This is a genomic window from Oceanobacillus sp. CF4.6 (assembly GCF_051262635.1).
Taxonomy (GTDB): domain Bacteria; phylum Bacillota; class Bacilli; order Bacillales; family Amphibacillaceae; genus Oceanobacillus.
In genome coordinates this window covers 1-18003 of record NZ_JBIMEX010000004.1, presented here as the reverse complement: position 1 = coordinate 18003, position 18003 = coordinate 1, and the positions used below count along the sequence as shown (strand labels likewise).

The 18003-nt window shown below is 37.0% G+C and carries 19 protein-coding genes; 7 read left to right on the top strand and 12 right to left on the bottom strand.

All coding sequences use genetic code 11. The features are described 5' to 3' along the window. Positions 1–234 precede the first annotated feature (234 nt). The gene (locus tag ACHABU_RS08250) at positions 235–516 is read left to right on the top strand and encodes a hypothetical protein (RefSeq protein WP_435764258.1); all 282 of its coding nucleotides are present in this window, start codon (positions 235–237) and stop codon (positions 514–516) included. Between the two features lie 50 nt (positions 517–566). Here the strand turns inward: ACHABU_RS08250 and ACHABU_RS08245 are convergent, their stop codons facing one another. After that, a complete protein-coding gene (locus ACHABU_RS08245) occupies positions 567–1325 on the bottom strand; it encodes a DUF2935 domain-containing protein (protein WP_435764256.1) in 759 nt (252 codons plus the stop codon). 136 nt (positions 1326–1461) lie between these two features. Between ACHABU_RS08245 and ACHABU_RS08240 the strand changes: the two genes are divergently transcribed. Next, positions 1462–2247 carry an SDR family oxidoreductase gene (locus tag ACHABU_RS08240; RefSeq protein ID WP_435764254.1) on the top strand — a complete coding sequence of 262 codons (786 nt, stop codon included), beginning with the start codon at positions 1462–1464 and terminating at the stop codon, positions 2245–2247. A gap of 90 nt (positions 2248–2337) precedes the next feature. Here the strand turns inward: ACHABU_RS08240 and ACHABU_RS08235 are convergent, their stop codons facing one another. The 4 genes from ACHABU_RS08235 to ACHABU_RS08220 all read right to left on the bottom strand — a co-directional run bounded on the left by ACHABU_RS08235 (position 2338) and on the right by ACHABU_RS08220 (position 5519). After that, positions 2338–2742, bottom strand: coding sequence for a DoxX family protein (locus ACHABU_RS08235; RefSeq protein ID WP_435764251.1), 405 nt, complete (start codon positions 2740–2742; stop codon positions 2338–2340). 161 nt (positions 2743–2903) lie between these two features. Further along, a complete protein-coding gene (gene mnmH, locus ACHABU_RS08230; protein ID WP_435764249.1) occupies positions 2904–3947 on the bottom strand; it encodes a tRNA 2-selenouridine(34) synthase MnmH in 1044 nt (347 codons plus the stop codon). A 29-nt stretch (positions 3948–3976) separates the two neighbouring features. After that, complete coding sequence (selD, locus tag ACHABU_RS08225; protein WP_435764247.1) at positions 3977–5059, bottom strand: selenide, water dikinase SelD; 1083 nt, start codon at positions 5057–5059, stop codon at positions 3977–3979. Between the two features lie 79 nt (positions 5060–5138). Next, positions 5139–5519 (bottom strand): SLAP domain-containing protein, encoded by a 381-nt coding sequence (locus ACHABU_RS08220; RefSeq protein WP_435764245.1) that lies wholly within the window; start codon positions 5517–5519, stop codon positions 5139–5141. A 305-nt stretch (positions 5520–5824) separates the two neighbouring features. Here ACHABU_RS08220 and ACHABU_RS08215 point away from each other — a divergent pair, with 305 nt between their 5' ends. Continuing rightward, the gene (locus tag ACHABU_RS08215; RefSeq protein WP_435764243.1) at positions 5825–6028 is read left to right on the top strand and encodes a DUF2187 family protein; all 204 of its coding nucleotides are present in this window, start codon (positions 5825–5827) and stop codon (positions 6026–6028) included. Between the two features lie 56 nt (positions 6029–6084). Here the strand turns inward: ACHABU_RS08215 and ACHABU_RS08210 are convergent, their stop codons facing one another. The 6 genes from ACHABU_RS08210 to ACHABU_RS08185 form a co-directional block, all read right to left on the bottom strand. Continuing rightward, entirely contained in the window at positions 6085–7941 is a 1857-nt protein-coding gene (locus ACHABU_RS08210; RefSeq protein ID WP_435764241.1) for a PTS fructose transporter subunit IIABC, read from the bottom strand. A gap of 29 nt (positions 7942–7970) precedes the next feature. After that, the gene (pfkB, locus tag ACHABU_RS08205) at positions 7971–8882 is read right to left on the bottom strand and encodes a 1-phosphofructokinase (protein ID WP_435764238.1); all 912 of its coding nucleotides are present in this window, start codon (positions 8880–8882) and stop codon (positions 7971–7973) included. Next, positions 8879–9628, bottom strand: a complete 750-nt coding sequence (locus ACHABU_RS08200; RefSeq protein WP_435764236.1) for a DeoR/GlpR family DNA-binding transcription regulator — start codon at positions 9626–9628, stop codon at positions 8879–8881. Before ACHABU_RS08200 ends, pfkB begins: the two co-directional genes overlap by 4 nt. 244 nt (positions 9629–9872) lie before the next feature. After that, positions 9873–10193 (bottom strand): hypothetical protein, encoded by a 321-nt coding sequence (locus ACHABU_RS08195; RefSeq protein WP_435764234.1) that lies wholly within the window; start codon positions 10191–10193, stop codon positions 9873–9875. 109 nt (positions 10194–10302) lie between these two features. Then, the gene (locus ACHABU_RS08190; protein WP_435764232.1) at positions 10303–12216 is read right to left on the bottom strand and encodes a vWA domain-containing protein; all 1914 of its coding nucleotides are present in this window, start codon (positions 12214–12216) and stop codon (positions 10303–10305) included. A gap of 80 nt (positions 12217–12296) precedes the next feature. Beyond that, positions 12297–13178: an ATP-binding protein gene (locus tag ACHABU_RS08185; protein WP_435764229.1), complete on the bottom strand. Its 882-nt coding sequence runs from the start codon at positions 13176–13178 to the stop codon at positions 12297–12299. Positions 13179–13789: 611 nt separating this feature from the next. Here ACHABU_RS08185 and ACHABU_RS08180 point away from each other — a divergent pair. Next, a complete protein-coding gene (locus ACHABU_RS08180) occupies positions 13790–14380 on the top strand; it encodes a uridine kinase family protein (protein WP_435764226.1) in 591 nt (196 codons plus the stop codon). 64 nt (positions 14381–14444) lie between these two features. Here ACHABU_RS08180 and ACHABU_RS08175 read toward each other — a convergent pair whose 3' ends face one another. Continuing rightward, complete coding sequence (locus ACHABU_RS08175; RefSeq protein ID WP_435764223.1) at positions 14445–16130, bottom strand: methyl-accepting chemotaxis protein; 1686 nt, start codon at positions 16128–16130, stop codon at positions 14445–14447. Positions 16131–16339: 209 nt separating this feature from the next. On the opposite strand from ACHABU_RS08175, the gene ACHABU_RS08170 reads away from it, so the two are divergent. From ACHABU_RS08170 to ACHABU_RS08160, 3 genes are all read left to right on the top strand, one after another. Then, positions 16340–16618, top strand: coding sequence for a GNAT family N-acetyltransferase (locus tag ACHABU_RS08170; RefSeq protein WP_379497269.1), 279 nt, complete (start codon positions 16340–16342; stop codon positions 16616–16618). Positions 16619–16656: 38 nt separating this feature from the next. Next, a complete protein-coding gene (locus ACHABU_RS08165) occupies positions 16657–16887 on the top strand; it encodes an excisionase family DNA-binding protein (protein WP_435764219.1) in 231 nt (76 codons plus the stop codon). 108 nt (positions 16888–16995) lie between these two features. Then, complete coding sequence (locus ACHABU_RS08160) at positions 16996–17907, top strand: RluA family pseudouridine synthase (RefSeq protein WP_435764217.1); 912 nt, start codon at positions 16996–16998, stop codon at positions 17905–17907. The last annotated feature ends 96 nt before the right edge of the window (positions 17908–18003 follow it).

The following is an 18003-nucleotide window of genomic DNA, read 5'->3' as shown; positions in this document are numbered from 1 at the left end:
AAAAAGTAAAGCTCGATTTCTCAATTTTTATACTGGGAAATTGGGCTTTTTATGTTGGGATATCAAGAGTTAAACAAGATGATCTTTTTCGTTAATAAATGTTTTTTTGATTAACTGTGTTATTTTACCAATTTGAATTCATTTTTATTCATACATCTATTTCGTCAGTATATTTTTATATAATTTATAAAAACTAATACTGTTCTTAAAAAAGCGAAGGAGATGTAATGAAATATGAATAATCGCCAAAATATGATGACTGCATTGCTTACAACCGCTGCGACTGGTGCAGCAATCTACGGAATTACAAGAGGTGTACAAAATGGAACATTTCAACGTTTACCTGGGCAAATTTCTAATGCAATGAACAATTCAGGCTTGCAACAAGGCTTGCAACAAATAACCCAGCCCTTACAAAACATGGCAAACAACCAAAGTGGCCAACAATTAACAAATACACCAGGTAACAATAATGCTCAGCAACAGACAACCAGCAACTTAAATAATCAATTATAAGTAAAATTCCCCTTCTGTCTCCTCTTAGTAAAAGACAGAAGGGGAATTTATTAGGATTGAACTTCTGCAAGCTTTGTTAAATAATACTGTTCTTCCCTTGCCATATGGTCAGCCATTGAAGCAGAAAAGGTTCCTAACACTTCAGCACTTAATTCCATTTCCTCCAACTCATTTAAAAATGTTTTAAATAACCCCATTTCAATCTCTACATCATTATTAAACCTGTTTAATGCAGGGAATTTATCGATATTTGTACGTAAATAACCAGTTAATTCCACAGCTTTTAAATAATATTGTTCAAAATGCTTGGTGAAAGTATGGCTCGTTTTCTTTAGTCTTTTTTCTACTGCGTCCATCCGGTCATTAATAGCTCCAGCATGACCGGATGCATCCAGCAGCCAGATTAAATGATGATGCAGTTCATGAAACACCGGAGGGACATCGCCATTTACTAGGTAGCTTAATACAAGCTGGTACTCCTCTAATTCATTAACCATATGATTTAAGAAGGTAGGTGTTAGGTGAATACCGAATTGTCCGGTCAAATGACGTTTAATGATAGATAGTTTAAATTCTCTTAGCTGTTCGGTAACTTCTATCGCTTCGTTTGAAAAAGAAATGGCATTTGACTCATGAAGCGAACTTACCTGTTCAAGTAGTTGATCAAATTGTTGTACAAAATATGTAGCTTTAGCGATATCCTCTTTTTCGGAAGGATAAAGTGAATCATGGATAAATCGAGAATGATCGCCAAGTACCTGTATCCAAAACTGATGTTCAAAAATAGCACTCCTTAAATAATTTTCCAACTATATCCAGCTCCTTTTTTTACTTCGTATCCACTTTATTCAACATGGGATGACTTTATTCATTTTTTATTTGTTTTATATCATTAGCTAGCGGGAAGAAAGGGATAACAGTGCACTTTGATAGGAGGTATACAAAATGGGGAAAACAATTTTTATAACTGGTGCAGGTAGCGGTCTTGGAAGAGGTTCTGCACTCGGTCTAGCCAAAAAAGGACATCGTGTGATTGCGACTACAGAACTCACTTCTCAGAAAACCGATCTCTTGCGTGAAGTTCGTGAACAGGGTCTGGATATCGAAGTATTTAAATTGGATATAACAAATCAGCGGGATCTGGCACAGATTGAAGAATATAATTTTGATGTGTTTGTGGCAAATGCGGCAATAAATGAAGGGGGACCACTTGCAGAAGTGCCAATGGATCGGTTCCGTGCGCTTTTTGAGGTGAATGTTTTTGCTACGCTGGAATCCGTACAGATTGCAGCAAGGAAGCTAGTTAAAAAAGGTAGTGGAAAGATTGTGTTCCTGAGTTCAATGGCTGGTATTTCAGCAACCCCTTATCTAGGTCCATATACTGCAACAAAGCATGCGATAGAAGGAATAGCGCAAACGATGAAACCAGAACTTGAAGAATTCGGAGTCCAGGTAGCGACGATTAATCCCGGAGCATTTGATACCGGGTTCAATGATCGTAGCTCTGAGGAAATTTGGAAATGGTTTGATGAAGAAAAGAACTTTACACGGGAAGAAGACGTGCTGAAACAACAAGAGGGACTGAAAGATCAGTTTAATCCAGAAGACATGATTCAGAAGATGATTGAAATCATCCCGGCCGATCATCATAAATTCCGTACCGTTTATCCAGAGGAAACGGAAGCACAGTTGAAAAAGACAGAGAAGGAACGTTGGGATCTGGAAATTTAATCTAGAAATAGTAAAAGCACCTACTTTTGGTTTTATTCATACCAAAAGTAGGTGCTTTTACTTATGTCTAATACAATTATTATAGCTGTTTTAGGAATTTTTTTTATTTGCAATGAAGCTATCTAAAGATAAAGGATTGCGGTCTGCTAATATAAGATAAATCGAGATAGCTAATAATGCAAGGTCGAGTTCATATCCTGCACCTTGACCATTTCCAAGAAATCCTCCAGGTAATTTGGCTGTGAAAATTGCGCCCACCATAACAACAGCAAACAACAATGCAACTACTTTTGTTCCAATACCAAGTATCATTGCAATTCCACCGATTAATTCAATCAATGCCACCACGTATGCTAAGAAGCCTGGAATACCGAGGCTATCAAAATATCCAACCGTGTTGCTAATTCCTCCTTGGAACTTGTCTAACCCATGAATGAAAAAAGTTAAACCTAGTACGATACGTAAAATAACTGTACCTACTTCGCTTTTAGTCATGATTGTGTCCTCCTATATAAAGTTACTTTATGTAAGTAAATATACATTAATTACTTTGTTGTGTCAAGTAACTTTTGAAATAAAGTTTGTATTATTTATGTCTCCATATCAATTAAAAACCTACAGATAAGACACTTTTACGTGTCCAATCTATAGGTTTTTTAATTGATACTTATTTTTTCCCTTAAATAGTTTTGTAAGGTTTCCGTTGCTTCATCAACATTGTTTGCTTTGATTCTAATTTTCTGATTATCAGGAATTTGGTTTGCTGAATGATCATATAAAGGATCATAGTAATATTCAAGCAGAAGTCGTACTGCTTGAGAATAGTTTCCGGATTCTAAGTCCAATTCGATTTGATTGGCAATTGGCGTATGAATCCGTCTCTTTATTCTAGTGAAAGCTTCCATACATTCTTGCTCGTGCTCCCATGGTTGGTAGTCGTCAAGAATGTGAATAACTCTTTCTTCTATGGGAATATCAATAATCAGTTGAATGCCTTTATCTTTTTTCTCTAACATAAAATCAGGAAGTGTCACCTTTCCGATCCGTCTACTTTCACCTTCAAGTAAAACATAAGGAGAATTTTGGAGTCGCCTAATGTCTTCCATAAGCAGGGAGTCGAATTTCTTTTGATTATTGGGTTCCAGTCCGATTTGTCCAAAAATGGAACCTCGATGATTTGCATGGCCTTCAAAGTCGATAACCGGATAATTCGCGTTATGAAGACGCTGTAATATCGTTGTTTTCCCTGAACCGGTATAACCGTTTAGTACAAGGGCATCTGGCTTCCAATGTATCGTCTCTAGCCGATCAACTACCCAGTTCCGATAGCATCGGTAGCCACCATCCAAACGATCTGCTTTAATTCCCATTAATGAAAGAACGGTAGCGGAAGTTCTGCTTCTCATTCCACCTCTCCAGCAAAAGACAGCTTTTTTCCCTTCTAATTCCTTAAATTCCTTAATGAAAGCTGGCAACTTAGCTGAGACGATTTCAAGCCCGCGATCTTTAGCAGCCTGTGGATTTACTTGCTTATAAATGGTTCCAACCTCTGCTCTTTCCTCGTCACTAAAAAATGGAATATTGATACTGCCGGGAATGGTTGCATCTTTAAATTCTGAAGGAGAACGTACATCAATAATTGTAATGTCTCCAGTATCTTTTAATGAAAGTAAATCATCTATAGAAATATCTTGGAACAAGGAGTTTCCGCCTTTCTGAATAAGGACATTTATACTACGTTAATATGGCCTGGATGGTCTTCGGTTACTTCCCCAATTATTGCAGCTTCCACTCGAGCATTTTGTAATTTCAAAAGCAAATCATCAGCTTCTTCATCAGAAACTGAAATCAAAAGTCCTCCAGATGTAACCGCGTCACATAAGATCCATTGATCGATCTGATCCATTGTTTCCGGGAACGTAACATCATTTTTTAGGTGGTCAAAATTATTTTTTGTTCCACCAGGGACTGCGCCAGCTTCTGCAAGCTCTCTTATCCTTGATAACATTGGAACTTGTTCGTTATAAATAAGGATGCCTGTGTTGCTGCCTTTTGCCATTTCTGATGCGTGTCCAAGTAAACCAAATCCGGTAACATCTGTACACGCATGGACATCAAACGACTCCATTGTTTCAGATGCTGTTTTGTTTAATGTTGACATTACATTTGTTACTCGGGCAATTTCTTCCTCTGTAACTAAATCGTGTTTAATGGAGGTTGTTGTAATACCGACACCGATCGGCTTTGTTAAGATAAGTTTATCACCGGCTTTGGCACCGGCATTTGTACGAATTTTATCGGGGTGAACGATTCCAGTTACAGCAAGGCCGAATTTTGGTTCATTATCATCAATGGAGTGTCCACCAACAAGCGTAATACCAGCTTCTTTCAATTTATCTCCTGCACCCCGTAGAATGTCTGTTAAAATTTGCTTGTCCAATGTGGAGATGGGGAAAGCAACAATATTCAGTGCAGTTAATGGTTTTCCACCCATTGCGTAAACATCACTGATAGCATTAGCAGCAGCAACCTGTCCGAAAGCATATGGATCATCGACGATTGGCGTAAAGAAATCAACGGTTTGTACCATCGCCAATTCATCATTTAATCGATAGACACCGGCGTCATCACTCGTATCCAAACCAACGAGTAAATCCGAATTAGGAGAAGCTGGTGGTAAATCCCGTAACACTTTCGCTAAATCTGCCGGACCTATTTTACAACCGCATCCACCTTTGGACGATAGTGAAGTGAGCTTTATATTCGTTGAATCTGTCAATTTAAACCAACCCTTTCTTCTCTGTACTATCATTATTATAGCACTTTCATAACAATTGATGTCGGTATGCGGACTGTCTGTTTATTGGAAATCGTTCAATGGAATTCGCATGCTAATCAGCGAATTCCAAATTTCCATTTACTAAACTTGCTTGACCATTCAAGCCTTCAACAGGAAATATAAAGGCCCATGGCATACTTGTTTCTGGTTGAATCGATAGGGGTGGAATCGAAAAAGTATGTTCTGCAATCACTTTATTTTTTTCAATATAACGCAATTTAGTATTGTTAAATTTAAATACGCCTCCACTGAAGTTATGAACCAAAACAGTGATTAATAATTCACCGCGATGGTTAGTTGCTTGCCATAATGGGGTAAGCTTAATAGTAGGATAATGTTGAGAACATGTTTCCTTAAAAATATCCGCGATTCGTTCGCGATCTTTGCTTGGAAGTGCCTTATCCCACGACGCTTCAAATGTAAGTTTTTGCATGCTGAACACCTCTTTTTACTTATTTGGCTTCATTTTTTATAAAGTTCTTTCTCACCATTGTAACGTGAATTCGTTTATATGTTGTGCAGATAGAAAATATAATTCTTTGCTTCATGTCTTTTGGAGATAAATCGTTGATATAATAGCGTTTGCATTAAAAACTTTTAAATATATGTTAAGAGAAATGTGTAAATTTATGTTAACATTGGTAGAGGATGAATCAGCAATTGTTCATTGTGGAAGGATAATATGTAATTTAAAATCTTCATCAGCGTTAGAACATCACGTGGCTAGGAGGAATTAAAATGGAAGAAGAAGTACAAGAACAGAAAGCTATAAAGCAAGCGTACGTGGGAGATAAGGTTCAAGTAGTTAAGGGTGAGCAGAAAGGTAAGAATGGCGAGGTTTTAACGGTGAGGGAAAACTCCGTGATTATTAAGATAGGTACACATCCGGTAACAGGTGAACCACTCAAGACAGTTGTTAATCATAAAAATTATAAAATGTAAGTGTAAAAACGAAAGAACAGCATTTCTACTCTATTGTAGAAATGCTGTTCTTTTTGTTAAGCTGGTTTTCTCCAAAGGCCCAGCACAATTGCAGCCACTACTGTACCTATTACAAGTGAAAGTAGGAAGAATAGTGCATTCTCTGCTAAAGGAATGACGAAAATCCCACCATGTGGAGCGGGAATTGCACTACTCCAGAGTTGTGTCAACCCACCGGCAATTGCTGCACCAAGTACAGAAGAACCGATAACTCGAAGGGGATCAGCTGCAGCAAATGGAATGGCACCTTCTGTTATGAATGAAAGTCCCATAACATAGTTGGTAACACCGGATTTGCGCTCGTCCTCGGTAAATTTATTCTTAAATAGAGTGGAAGCTAAGGCGATAGCCAAAGGTGGAACCATACCACCAGCCATAACTGCAGCCATTAAACTGCCATCACCGGTATCTGTGAATATACCGATTGAAAATGCATATGCTGCTTTATTAAAAGGTCCGCCCATATCAATTGCCATCATGCCGCCCAATAGAACGCCAAGGATAACTGCATTACCTGTTCCAAGTCCTTGCAAGAAGTCCACCATTGCAGTATTTAATCCAGCAAAAATAGGACCAAATAGGAAGAACATGAGAATACCTGTAATGAATAACCCCAATACTGGATAAAGGAGAATTGGCTTCAACCCATCAAGAGACTTTGGTAATCCGCGTAATAGTCTCTTTAACAGGATAATGACATAACCCGCTAAGAAACCAGCAACTAATCCACCGATAAATCCGGCATCACTATTAACTGCAATTAAACCACCGACCATACCTGGCATTAAACCTGGACGGTCTGCAATGCTCATCGCAATGAACCCAGCAAAGATAGGAATTAAGAAGTTGAATGCATTGCCACCAAGTTCATTGAGAAAGAGGAAAACTTCACTATCACTTCCGAGTAAACTTTCAAATAGAAATGATATAGCGAGTAAGATTCCACCACCGATTACAAACGGAAGCATATGTGAGATACCATTCATAAGGTCATTATAAATCGTATTCCAAATAGATTTTGGCTTATCTTCCTCTTTCGTGTTTTCTTGATTATATTCAGCGTGATAGATTGGAGCGTCCTGATTAATTGCCTTTGTAATCAATTCCTCTGTTTTTTTAATTCCGTCACTTACCGGTCTTTCCAAGACACGTTTTCCATCAAAACGCGCCATATCTACTTTTTTACTAGCAGCAATTATAATCGTGTCAGCTCTTCTAATTTCATCATCTGTTAAACGGTTTTTAGCTCCATCTGAACCGTTTGTTTCGACACGGATATCAACATTCATCTCCACAGCTTTTTTCTTTAAGGAATCCTCAGCCATATAAGTATGTGCAATACCGGTAGGGCAAGCAGTTACAGCAACTATAAATGGTTTCTCAACAGATGAATCCACTGATTCTACAGGTGTTTCTTCTTCATCTTCTGATTGGTTGAAAAGTGCATGTACTTCATCAGGTGTTTTTGCTAATTTGAGTTGATTAACAAACTTACGATCAATTAACATTCTAGATAGTGCAGCCAATGTTTGTAAATGGGTATTATTAGCACCTTCTGGAACGGCAATCATGAAAAATAAATAGGTTGGTTGACCATCAAGTGAATCATAATCAACCCCTTTATTGCTCTTCGCAAAAAGTACGGTCGGTTTATTAACTGCCTTTGTTTTTGCATGTGGCATAGCAATCCCGTCACCAAGGCCAGTAGAGGATTGTGCTTCACGAGCTAAAATGGCTTCTTTAAATAGCTTTGCATCACTGACAATCCGATGTTTGTTAAGGCTACGAATCATTTCATTAACTGCAGCTTCTTTTTCTGTTGCCTGCATGTCCATAATCATTATATCTTTACTTAATAAATCAGTAATTTTCAAGTTTATCAGTCCTTTATAAGCTTATTATGTTAGATACTGGTGACTTCCACCTGAGGTAGCAGTGATAAGATTTCTTCTTTCTTAGCTAAGTCATTGGAAAAAGCTGTGGCGCTGCCTGAGGCAATTCCCATTTTAAAAGCTTTGACTGGATCATGACTTACTAAATAGTCACCGACAAATCCAGCAATCATGGAATCACCAGCACCGACAGAGTTTTTCACTATTCCTTTTGGATTGATTCCCTTATAGATTCCGTCCTTGGTAATTAGCAAAGCGCCATCTCCCGCAAGCGAGACAATTACATGCTTGGCACCTGCTTTGAGTAATTTTTTACCGTAATGGCTAATATCTTCTGCGTTATTAAGTTGTACATTAAATAATTGTTCCAGCTCATGTTGATTTGGTTTTACTAGTAATGGTTTATAGGGCAATGCTTTTTTTAATGCTTCACCAGTAGTATCAATGACAAATTCTGCTTTTTTTCTGGTAATGCTTTCTATCATTTTGCTGTAATAATCAGCTGGTAATGATGGTGGTTTACTGCCAGATAAGATAAAGGTATCTGTACGTTCAGCAGCTTCCATTTGTGTTAATAATTGATCTGCTTCGGCATTTGTAATCACTGGCCCTTGCCCATTAATTTCTGTTTCTGCATCTGATTTAAGTTTGATGTTAATTCTTGTGTCACCTTCAATAGGAATGAAGTCTGTTTTGACAAGATCCTTTTCGAGCCAATCTGAAATAAAACGACCTGTAAATCCACCTATAAATCCTAAAGCGGTTGATTCCACATTGATTTCCTTTAATATACGAGAGACGTTAATGCCTTTTCCGCCTGGTAATTTTAAATCGTTCTCCATATAATTTAATTTACCAATATGTAACTCCTTTACAGGAACTAAGTAGTCAATGGAAGGATTTAGGGTAATGGTATAAATCATTTCGAGGCCTCCAATATCGTTGTTTTATCGTAATAAGGTTTCAAGTTTGGTTCACTGGAATCCGTTAGTATCGTAACTTCTTCTAAATTGCATACCTTTGCAAAGCTAACTTTGTCCCATTTACTTTTATCTGCAAGTACATAGGTTACTGCTGATTGATGGTGGGCAAGTGTCTTTAATGCAGCTTCCTCAGGGTCAGGAGTTGTGCATCCATAAGCGATGTCAATTCCGTTGATTCCTAAAAAGGCTTTTGTAAAACGATAATTCTTTAACTCGCTTAGACTTGATGCACCAATAATCGCCTTTGTGGAGTTTTTTACCTTTCCACCAAGTTGAATCGTGTTTATATTTTTATCAGCAAGAAGGGAGGCGTGAAGTATCCCATTTGTTACTACTGTTATAGTATCCGTATTTATATAATCGATCATAGCTAGGGTGGATGTACCGGCATCCAAGTAAATCACATCATTTTTTTCAATCAAGGATGCAGCAAAAATACCAATTTCATCTTTTTCTTGAACGTTTTTGAACGTTTTCGTGGTATAAGATAGTTCTTCATCCAATTGGTAATTTCGTTTGGCGCCGCCATGAATACGTATGAGTATCCCGTTATACTCTAATTGCGCAAGATCTCTTCGAATTGTAGATTCTGAACAATCAAGTTCTGTCATAAGTTCATGTGATTTTACAATACCGCTCTCATTTAGTCGCTTTATAATAAAGGAATGCCTTTCTTCAGTTAACATAAGTATCCTCCTATAATCATTATAATAACATCAAAAACGTTCAAAATCAATCAAATAGGTAAGCGATTTCACTTGTCGTATATCAGGCGTTGAAATTTAATGGATGGGCCAAAACAGGAGATTTGCATATGGAAGTGCAGTAAGATTCAGGTAAAATCATAGAACGAGCCTCCCGAATGAAATTTAGGGGATGGAAGAAGAAAAAGGCTATGCATAAAAGTGCATAGCCTTTTTCTATATTTAATTAAGTATTTTTGTTAAACAATGTATTTATTAAAGTTTTATAATCATTTTCTTCAAAGGAGATATGTATCTTATCTATTTTTTCAGTGTTGGGAAATGTGAAAGTGGTATGGCTAAATTTAGTTTTTGCAGGACCAATTAAACTGTAGATTATGTCAATGACTTTAAAGCAGTTTATATCTAATCCGTTTTCAGATTCATTTTTTATACTTATAGTTATAAAGTTATCATTTTTAGTAAATCTAGTTTTTCTAGGAGGGATATCTTTTACTTTGCTAAGTGTTCGAATAGCGTCTTTAAAATAATCATTTTCTAATTTCATTGATAATTGCCCCCCCAATCTCTATTAGTTAGTGATATCATTGGCTACTGGTTCTGGTAGGACATCAAGAATTGTAGCAGCAGATTTTAGGAAGAGCGCTAATCTTCCTTTAAATTGCTTTTAATAATAATTTTTTCAACAGTGGTGTAAAATGCTCCGGTAGTTCAGAAATAGTTGGAACCATAATATGTTCTTTGCCGTATATATTTTTCATGATATCTTCTTCTCTTTCACCAATCTCCCCGTCCGCTAAAAACATTCCGATGACATCGATGCCTTTTTTTCTAGCCTCGGATACGGCCAGATGTGTGTCAACGATTCCATTCTGATCATAGTTTGATGCTGCGGGCTCCCCATCTGAAAATACTAAAAGGAACTTATTCTTTTCACGCCTTGCTTCCATTTCTTTCGTAATAACTCGTATGCTAAACCCGTCCCGATTATCTTCTTGGGCTTCGAGTTGCATAATTTTCGGACCGTTGTTTTGATAAAGAGAATCAGAAAAGGAATGGATCATGTGGGAATAATTTGGTTGATAGTTTTCTCTCACTTCATTTGCATCTTCCCAGAATCCAATAATGGAGTGGGGGATATTTAATTGTTTGAGGACTTCATGAAATAAAATAACTCCTCTTTTCGTTTCTTCCATTTTACCTGCCATCGAAGCAGAGCAATCGATAAGTAAGGTAAAGACAGCATCGAATTCTTTTGATTCATGATCCTTTTTATAAAATACTCTTGGAGTTTCATCAATCACTATCGGTAATAATTTTTTGGATAGCCTTCCAACCAATAAATCTTTTCGTGGCGTATTTTTTTTATGCTCAATTGTCTTTTTGATTGTATTCGCAAGTTTTCGTTGGTAAGCTTCAATCGCTTTTACGTACTCCTGATATAATTGCTCGTCTTCCCTGGAGGGAGTGTTTGCAGCCTTGATTAAATGTACTGCTTCTTTGTTCGCTTCCCCAAAAGTATTCTCATTACCTTGTGTTGCATTGGATTCTTCCTTTTTATCTAAGGCTTCCATTTCGGAATAGTCCTTTTCCATACTTTCTCCGGAAGCTCCCTGGATGGAAGCCATAGCTTGGTCGGCATCTTCTGTTTCGCGAGCGCCGCCACCCATCATACTTGTTTTGGTACCTTGTTCTAATTCAAATTGCAAGAAGTTTTGCTTTTGTTCACCATTTTTATTCTCACGATGCCAGGTGGAAAATTCCTCATCGAAGTATTCGCTGTTTTCTTCATCGATATCTTCCTGATCATTATTGACTAGATCGTCTGTTCTTGTAAGTTCGTCAAATAACGTATTTTTTGTATAACTTTCAATATGGCTGATTGGAAAGATGAAATATTCATTAATGGAATCCTGATAATGCTCGTTCAATCGGAAAACAATTTGTGTCGCTATCTTCGTAATATCTCCAGTGCTTTTCGCTTCAAAGACGGAATAGATAAGCGGTTTTAAATTATCGAGTTGTTGAAGCTGTTTCTCATTCGCTCTCGGAAAAACAGGGTCTGGATTATCGGACTGTAGTAATAAATAGAGAAGACAAAAGATTTCATCTGTCGCAAACCCTCGGGTAACATTTGCAGTCAATTGCTTTTCGAAGTAATGCTTCAGGTAATTTTTGCGAACAGCAAAGCCTTTTTTTGTCCCTGGTCGTTCTTTTTTCACCATTTCTTCAAGTCGTAAATCTTCAAGAAGTGTGAATAATTGGGCGGAAAATTTAGGTTTCCCGCTCTCAATCGTGTTATCCAAATATGTTTTCATTGCAGGTACGCTGGAATAACGTAACGTACCAATTGTTCGTAAAAGAACATCTGTTTTAAGTCCTGCTTCCTTAATATCATCTTTTGATTTATCCCAGAATCTACTTGCTGTAACTTTGGAGTCTATCAGATCAATAAATGATCCGTAATTATGCTCAAAATCCATATTCGGATTGTCGGATAGGACAGTAGTTAAGTCTTGTAGTTGCATAAAAAGATCTGTATCCACTTTTGAATCATGGAAACGATACATAAAATATTCTCCTTATCTATTAGAAAACTTGGTTGTTACGAAGGTTTTAAGTGATAACCTTCGTTGCGTGTATGCACTTTCTAAACTGCAAATAAAGTATCTGTCAGATTCAGTACAAATTCACGTTCACGTTCTTCATCCAATTTATCAACAATAGAGCGAAGGATTGCCCTTTTTGGTGGAATGATTCCGCTCAAATCACAAGCATCCAGTAAGGCGCGGATGGAAGCAGCGTCTTCTGATAACTTTCCTTGATGAACCGCAGTAATAAGATCTTTGGATAATTTCACAAATAAATCGGTTGTCACTTCATCTGCCAGACTTGTGTTTGTCTGAATGAGTTTTTTTAATTGTTCACCTTCAATATAGGGAACATCAATAACGATGAAGCGGTTTTTCAATGCCTCGTTGAGTGGAACGGTACCAATGTATCCCTCATTTATCGCTGCAATTACTCCGAAGCCATCTTTGGCTGTGATGATTTCATTCGTAAATGGATTCGTAATCGTTCTTCGGTAGTCCAATACGCCATTAATGAGTGGGAGTGTTTCTGGTTTGGCCATGTTTATTTCATCGATATATAAGAACTCTCCATAATTCATTGCATTAATTACGGGTCCTGGAACGAATTCAATCACTTGTTTCTCATTTTGATAGGCCAATGTTTTAAAGCCAAGTAAGCTTTCTGCATCCAAATCAACGGAGCAGTTAACACTGAACATGGGTTGATGGAAGAGGGAGGATAAGGTTTCGGCGAATTTCGTTTTTCCTGCACCTGTTGGGCCTTTTAATAAAACATTTTTCCCCATGTGAAGAGCAGATATGGCATCAATCAATAAGTCCATATCAGGAGGAACATAACCATCCTGTCTGATCAACTCTTGGAAATTATCATCATTTTTTCTTTTCTTATTATTCAATAGTTCGATTATATTTTCAGGTAAATTATAATTGCTGTTCATTATAAAACTCCTTCCATAACTATTGTAGCTTTGATTCGCTTCAAAAACAAAAATTCAAGATAAATGCGATTGCGAATCGTATAGGGGATTGATAAGATGAGATTACTATTTCCCACACTTTCGCACTTTTTATAGCCTATTAATTATCGCAGAGTTGAGATAAAATGCGAACTAGGATAGGGAACTTCGGCGACCGCTCGGGGAAATACACTGCGCTTTCCACGGGCGGCTGGTGAGCCCCTTCATGCTGACGCATTTCAGTGTCTCACCTATGCCTCTCTTCCCGTTGGAGTCTCCGTGTATTTCCCCGAGCTATTGTGGTGTCCATTCGCGGAATGATATGACTGTACCAACTCTATTATTTAGAGAATGATTTCCACTATCATGGCAGTTGATTGGAGCGGAGGACAGTTGACTCCTGCGGGAATAGCACGTGTCTGAAGACCCCACAGCGGTGGTTTTCCGCGAGGAGGCTGAAGCCGTGCCCGCGGAAAGCAACTGTCCGTAGAGGAAATCAACAAGCAGTTACTTCGGAGTTTATACAAAACGAAATGATATAAAAAGCTGTTACTTCGAGAGTTGAGTTATTTATATATGAGAGGGAGAGTGTTATGGAGAATAACGATAAGTTTCAGCCTATTATCAAGACATTAGAAAAACAATTGGAAGAGAATGACCATCTGATTGTTGCGATTGAAGGAAGATGTGGCAGTGGTAAAAGTACATTATCAAAAATACTTGGCGGAGCATTTGACTGTAATGTTTTTCATATGGATGATTTCTTCCTTCCTTTTGAGATGAAAACAAAGGAAAGACTGGCTGAACCTGGTGGAAATGTCCATTACGAGAGATTCAAAGAAGAAGTACTGAACCCTTTAAAAAATAGCGAAACCATCTCATACCGTCCATATAACTGTGCAATTAGGGCCTTGGATAAACCAATTCATACTTCCCCCAAAAAAATTACCCTTATTGAAGGGGTATATTGCCTACACCCGAGTTTGGCAAATGCTTATGATTATAAAATCTTTATGACAGTTGAATCGCAAACACAATTGAAACGCATTGCTAAACGAAATGGGGAAGAAAAATTGCAAATGTTCATCAATCAATGGATCCCTTTGGAGGAACATTACTTTTCATCGCTTGATGTGGAAAAACAGTGTGATTATATTTTAAATACAACCGATTTTTGGGATTGAAAAAGAAAGAACCCTTGAGGTATCTAAGGGTTCTCAGCAATATACTATTTCGAAAAGTTCTACCCTAATCTACTTTAAATTGTTTCGTAATATGGGATAAAGCGTTTGAAATACCAATAAGCTTTAATCCGATTTCATGTGTGTTTTCCATTTGTTTATATTGGTGTTCACTGCTTGCAAGCATTTCCTCCGAACTTGCTAATGTTTCTTGTGAGATGGAGGCAAAGTCTTCGGCTGACAATTCCAGTTTTGGAAGCTCCATTTTTAATTCCTTTAACTCATCCTGCATCGCTTTAATATTATTATTCGTTTCAACGATTTTCTCCATTAGCTCATCAAAGGAGACCTTCGATTCATTTGCGATTGTCAAATTTTCATTCGTTTTTTGAAATAAACTTTTAAACTCTGTGGTTGCATATTGTGTTATATCTCCCATATTCGATATGGCATTCGTTATTTCATTAGCTGCTGTTGAAGATTGTTCTGCGAGTTTGCCAACTTCATTTGCAACTACCGAAAATCCTTTCCCGGCTTCCCCGGCCCGGGCTGCTTCAATTGCTGCATTGAGTGATAATAATTTGGTTTGTTCTGCAACACCTTGAATCAATCCAACAAGCTTGGAAATAGACTTAGCGTATTCATTTACTTGTTGTATCGTTTTAGTTAAATGATTAAAATCCTTCTCGAATGTTTGGGAGGTTAGAATTAATTTTGTGATATTTTTTTCACCATTTACTGCTGAGATTCTCATATTTTCAGAGTTTGCAAAAACATTGTCCATGTTTTTTAGCATAGTTTCTGTTTTTTGTTTCATTGCAATAGAGCTGGATACGTTGTTTTCGGAACTGCTTGCAGTTTGTTCTGCGCCATTTTTAACAACGTTGATAGATTCAGTTAGATCATGACTCGATTGAAGCGTACTATTGGACGAATTTTTTAAATCCTCTCCTGTATGGTTTAATTCAAGTGTTGTACTTTTCAGTTCATGAAGCATTGTCCGCATTTGATCAATCATGGCGTCGTAGCTTTTATGTAATGAAATAAATTCCGGGAGGGTAGTCTTTGGCTTAGGTGCTTGGTGCAAGTTGCCCTCCCGTACCTCCCGCATCGTATTGCGTAATACCGTAAGTGGTCTTGTTAATGATCTCACGAATTGAATAAGCAAGATAGTAGAGATGAGTATGCTTGCAATGATAATTGAAATGATAATGTAACCCATATTTGTCACAGGTGTCATAAATGAATGATTAGGTACAAGTAATACATAGATACCTCCAATCTCGTCCATTTGCTGGAACGAAATCGTATATGGTTCGCCATCAATTTCTTTACTGATTTGCCCATTCTCTTTCTCTGTAATCTCCGTAATCAATGGATCTGAAATGGAGGGTAATGTGTCTGCGCTCGCTGTAAATGGAATAGCTTTATTACTATTTATATAGAAAAATTGCGATTCGATTCCGTCTTCTTTAAGTTCATTTTTCTGGGTGCGGATGTTGGCATTAAGCTGTTGCATAAAATAATCATTATCACTCACATATAAGAATTGTAGATTTTCTGCTATGTATCCCATTAATTGTGTCTCTCTAGCTAGTCTGTCTTCAATTGTATTCAAAGTTAAATTCTTTGCCTGTACATATGTTACTGTTCCTACAGTAATAATTGAAATGACAATTAACGATATAAAAAGGATTAATAATCTCGTTTGTAACGTTGCCTTTGAAATAGCAGTGCTGAAAAAATGTTTCATATGGTAATTTTCCCCTTCTTTTCTTAGTCCAATTGTACTATCTTTCATTTATTATAGCAGTCCAATATTAAGCTACTGTTAAGTTTTAGAAATTTTAGAAGCAAGTTATTTTCATATTTGAATATTAATTTGTACAACTTTACATTTCAATGAATCATAAATAAGGGTATAATATATAGATGATGTTTGAATATTTAGGAGGAAATAATATGGCTACTATCAACCAAGGTGCAAATAAATTCTATATAGGAGAAAATGTACAAAATCCATTAGCAGAAATTACATTTGTGGAATCTGGTGAGGAAAGACTTGTCATCGATCACACCTACGTATCAAATGACCTTCGTGGCCAAGGTATAGCAGGACAATTATTGGAGAATGTTGTTGTATATGCTAGAGAAAAAGGAAAGAAAATAATACCTCTATGTCCCTATGCAAAAGAAAAAATCGAAAAAAAGAAAGAATATCATGACGTTTTGAGCAAATAATAGGTAGTATAAATTAAAATAGAAAGGTGCTGACGGTAATGTACTTGTCTGTTCAGGAAACTGCAGAATATTTATCTATGGATGAAACGAAATTATCCGCTTTAGTGTTGCAAGGTCGTATTCGTGCAATTCATGATGGTGAACAGTACCTTATCAATAAAGCACAATTCACATCACACTTCGAACAAGTAGAAAAGTATCGATTAATGATTGAGGATTACCTTAATGAACCGATACCAGAGGATATTGATGTGAAAGACGAGGATTAGATTTAGATTTGCATTTGTAATAAATTCCATCTAATGTTAAGACTGAGCTGGATAGTTATCTGGCTTAATCTTAACATTTTTATTTAAGAAGCTAAGGAGCTAACGATAATGCCTAAGAAAAAGTATTCAAATTACAGAAAAGAAGCAAAATCAATGAACTTTGAAGTAGAGGAACCAATAGAATTATTAGAATTTTTATTGAAGATAATGACTAATAGAAGCCGCAATTCTGTAAAGTCCATCTTGGCCAGGGGTCAAGTAACGATAGATGATCATATTGAAACGAAGTATAACTACAGACTGCGTCGAGGTCAGACGGTTACCATTTTAAAGAATAAAGCGGCAATTAAAGAAGACATTTTAATTGGTATGAACATTCTTTATGAAGATGATGATATCATTGTCATTAACAAGGAAGCTGGGCTTTTATCAATCGCAACTGAAAAGGAGAAAAAGCATACAGCACTTCACCAGTTAATGGATTATGTTAAAAAAGAGAACCCTGATAACAGAGTTTTTGTTGTCCATCGTCTGGATAAGGATACTTCAGGGGTAATGATGTTTGCTAAGAGTGAACAAGTTAAACGGAAAATGCAGGACAACTGGAAAGAAATTGTAAAAGAACGTACTTATGTTGCTTTAGTAGAGGGGCAGGTTACAAAAGAAAAAGGGTATATTTCTTCTTGGCTGCGCGAAAGCAAGACACATTTGATGTATTCCAGTCCAACTCAAAATGATGGACTTCATGCAATCACGCATTATAAATTGGTTCAGTCAAATGATGAATTCTCACTACTGGAAGTTCAGTTGGAAACGGGACGGAAAAATCAAATTCGTGTTCATATGCAAGACCTTGGATACCCAGTTGTGGGTGACAAAAAATATGGCTCCAAGAAGCGTACTGCTATTGGAAGACTTGGTCTGCACGCAAAAGTACTATCTTTTAACCATCCAACGACAAATAAATTAATGTTATTTAAAACAGATGTACCACAGTCGTTTTTAGCAAAGTCAGAATAAAATTATAATCACTTTTCGTTATATGCCTCGCTGAGTTGAGGTAACTACGACATAAAATCAACTTCGGCGACCGCTCTGGGAAATACACTTCGCTTT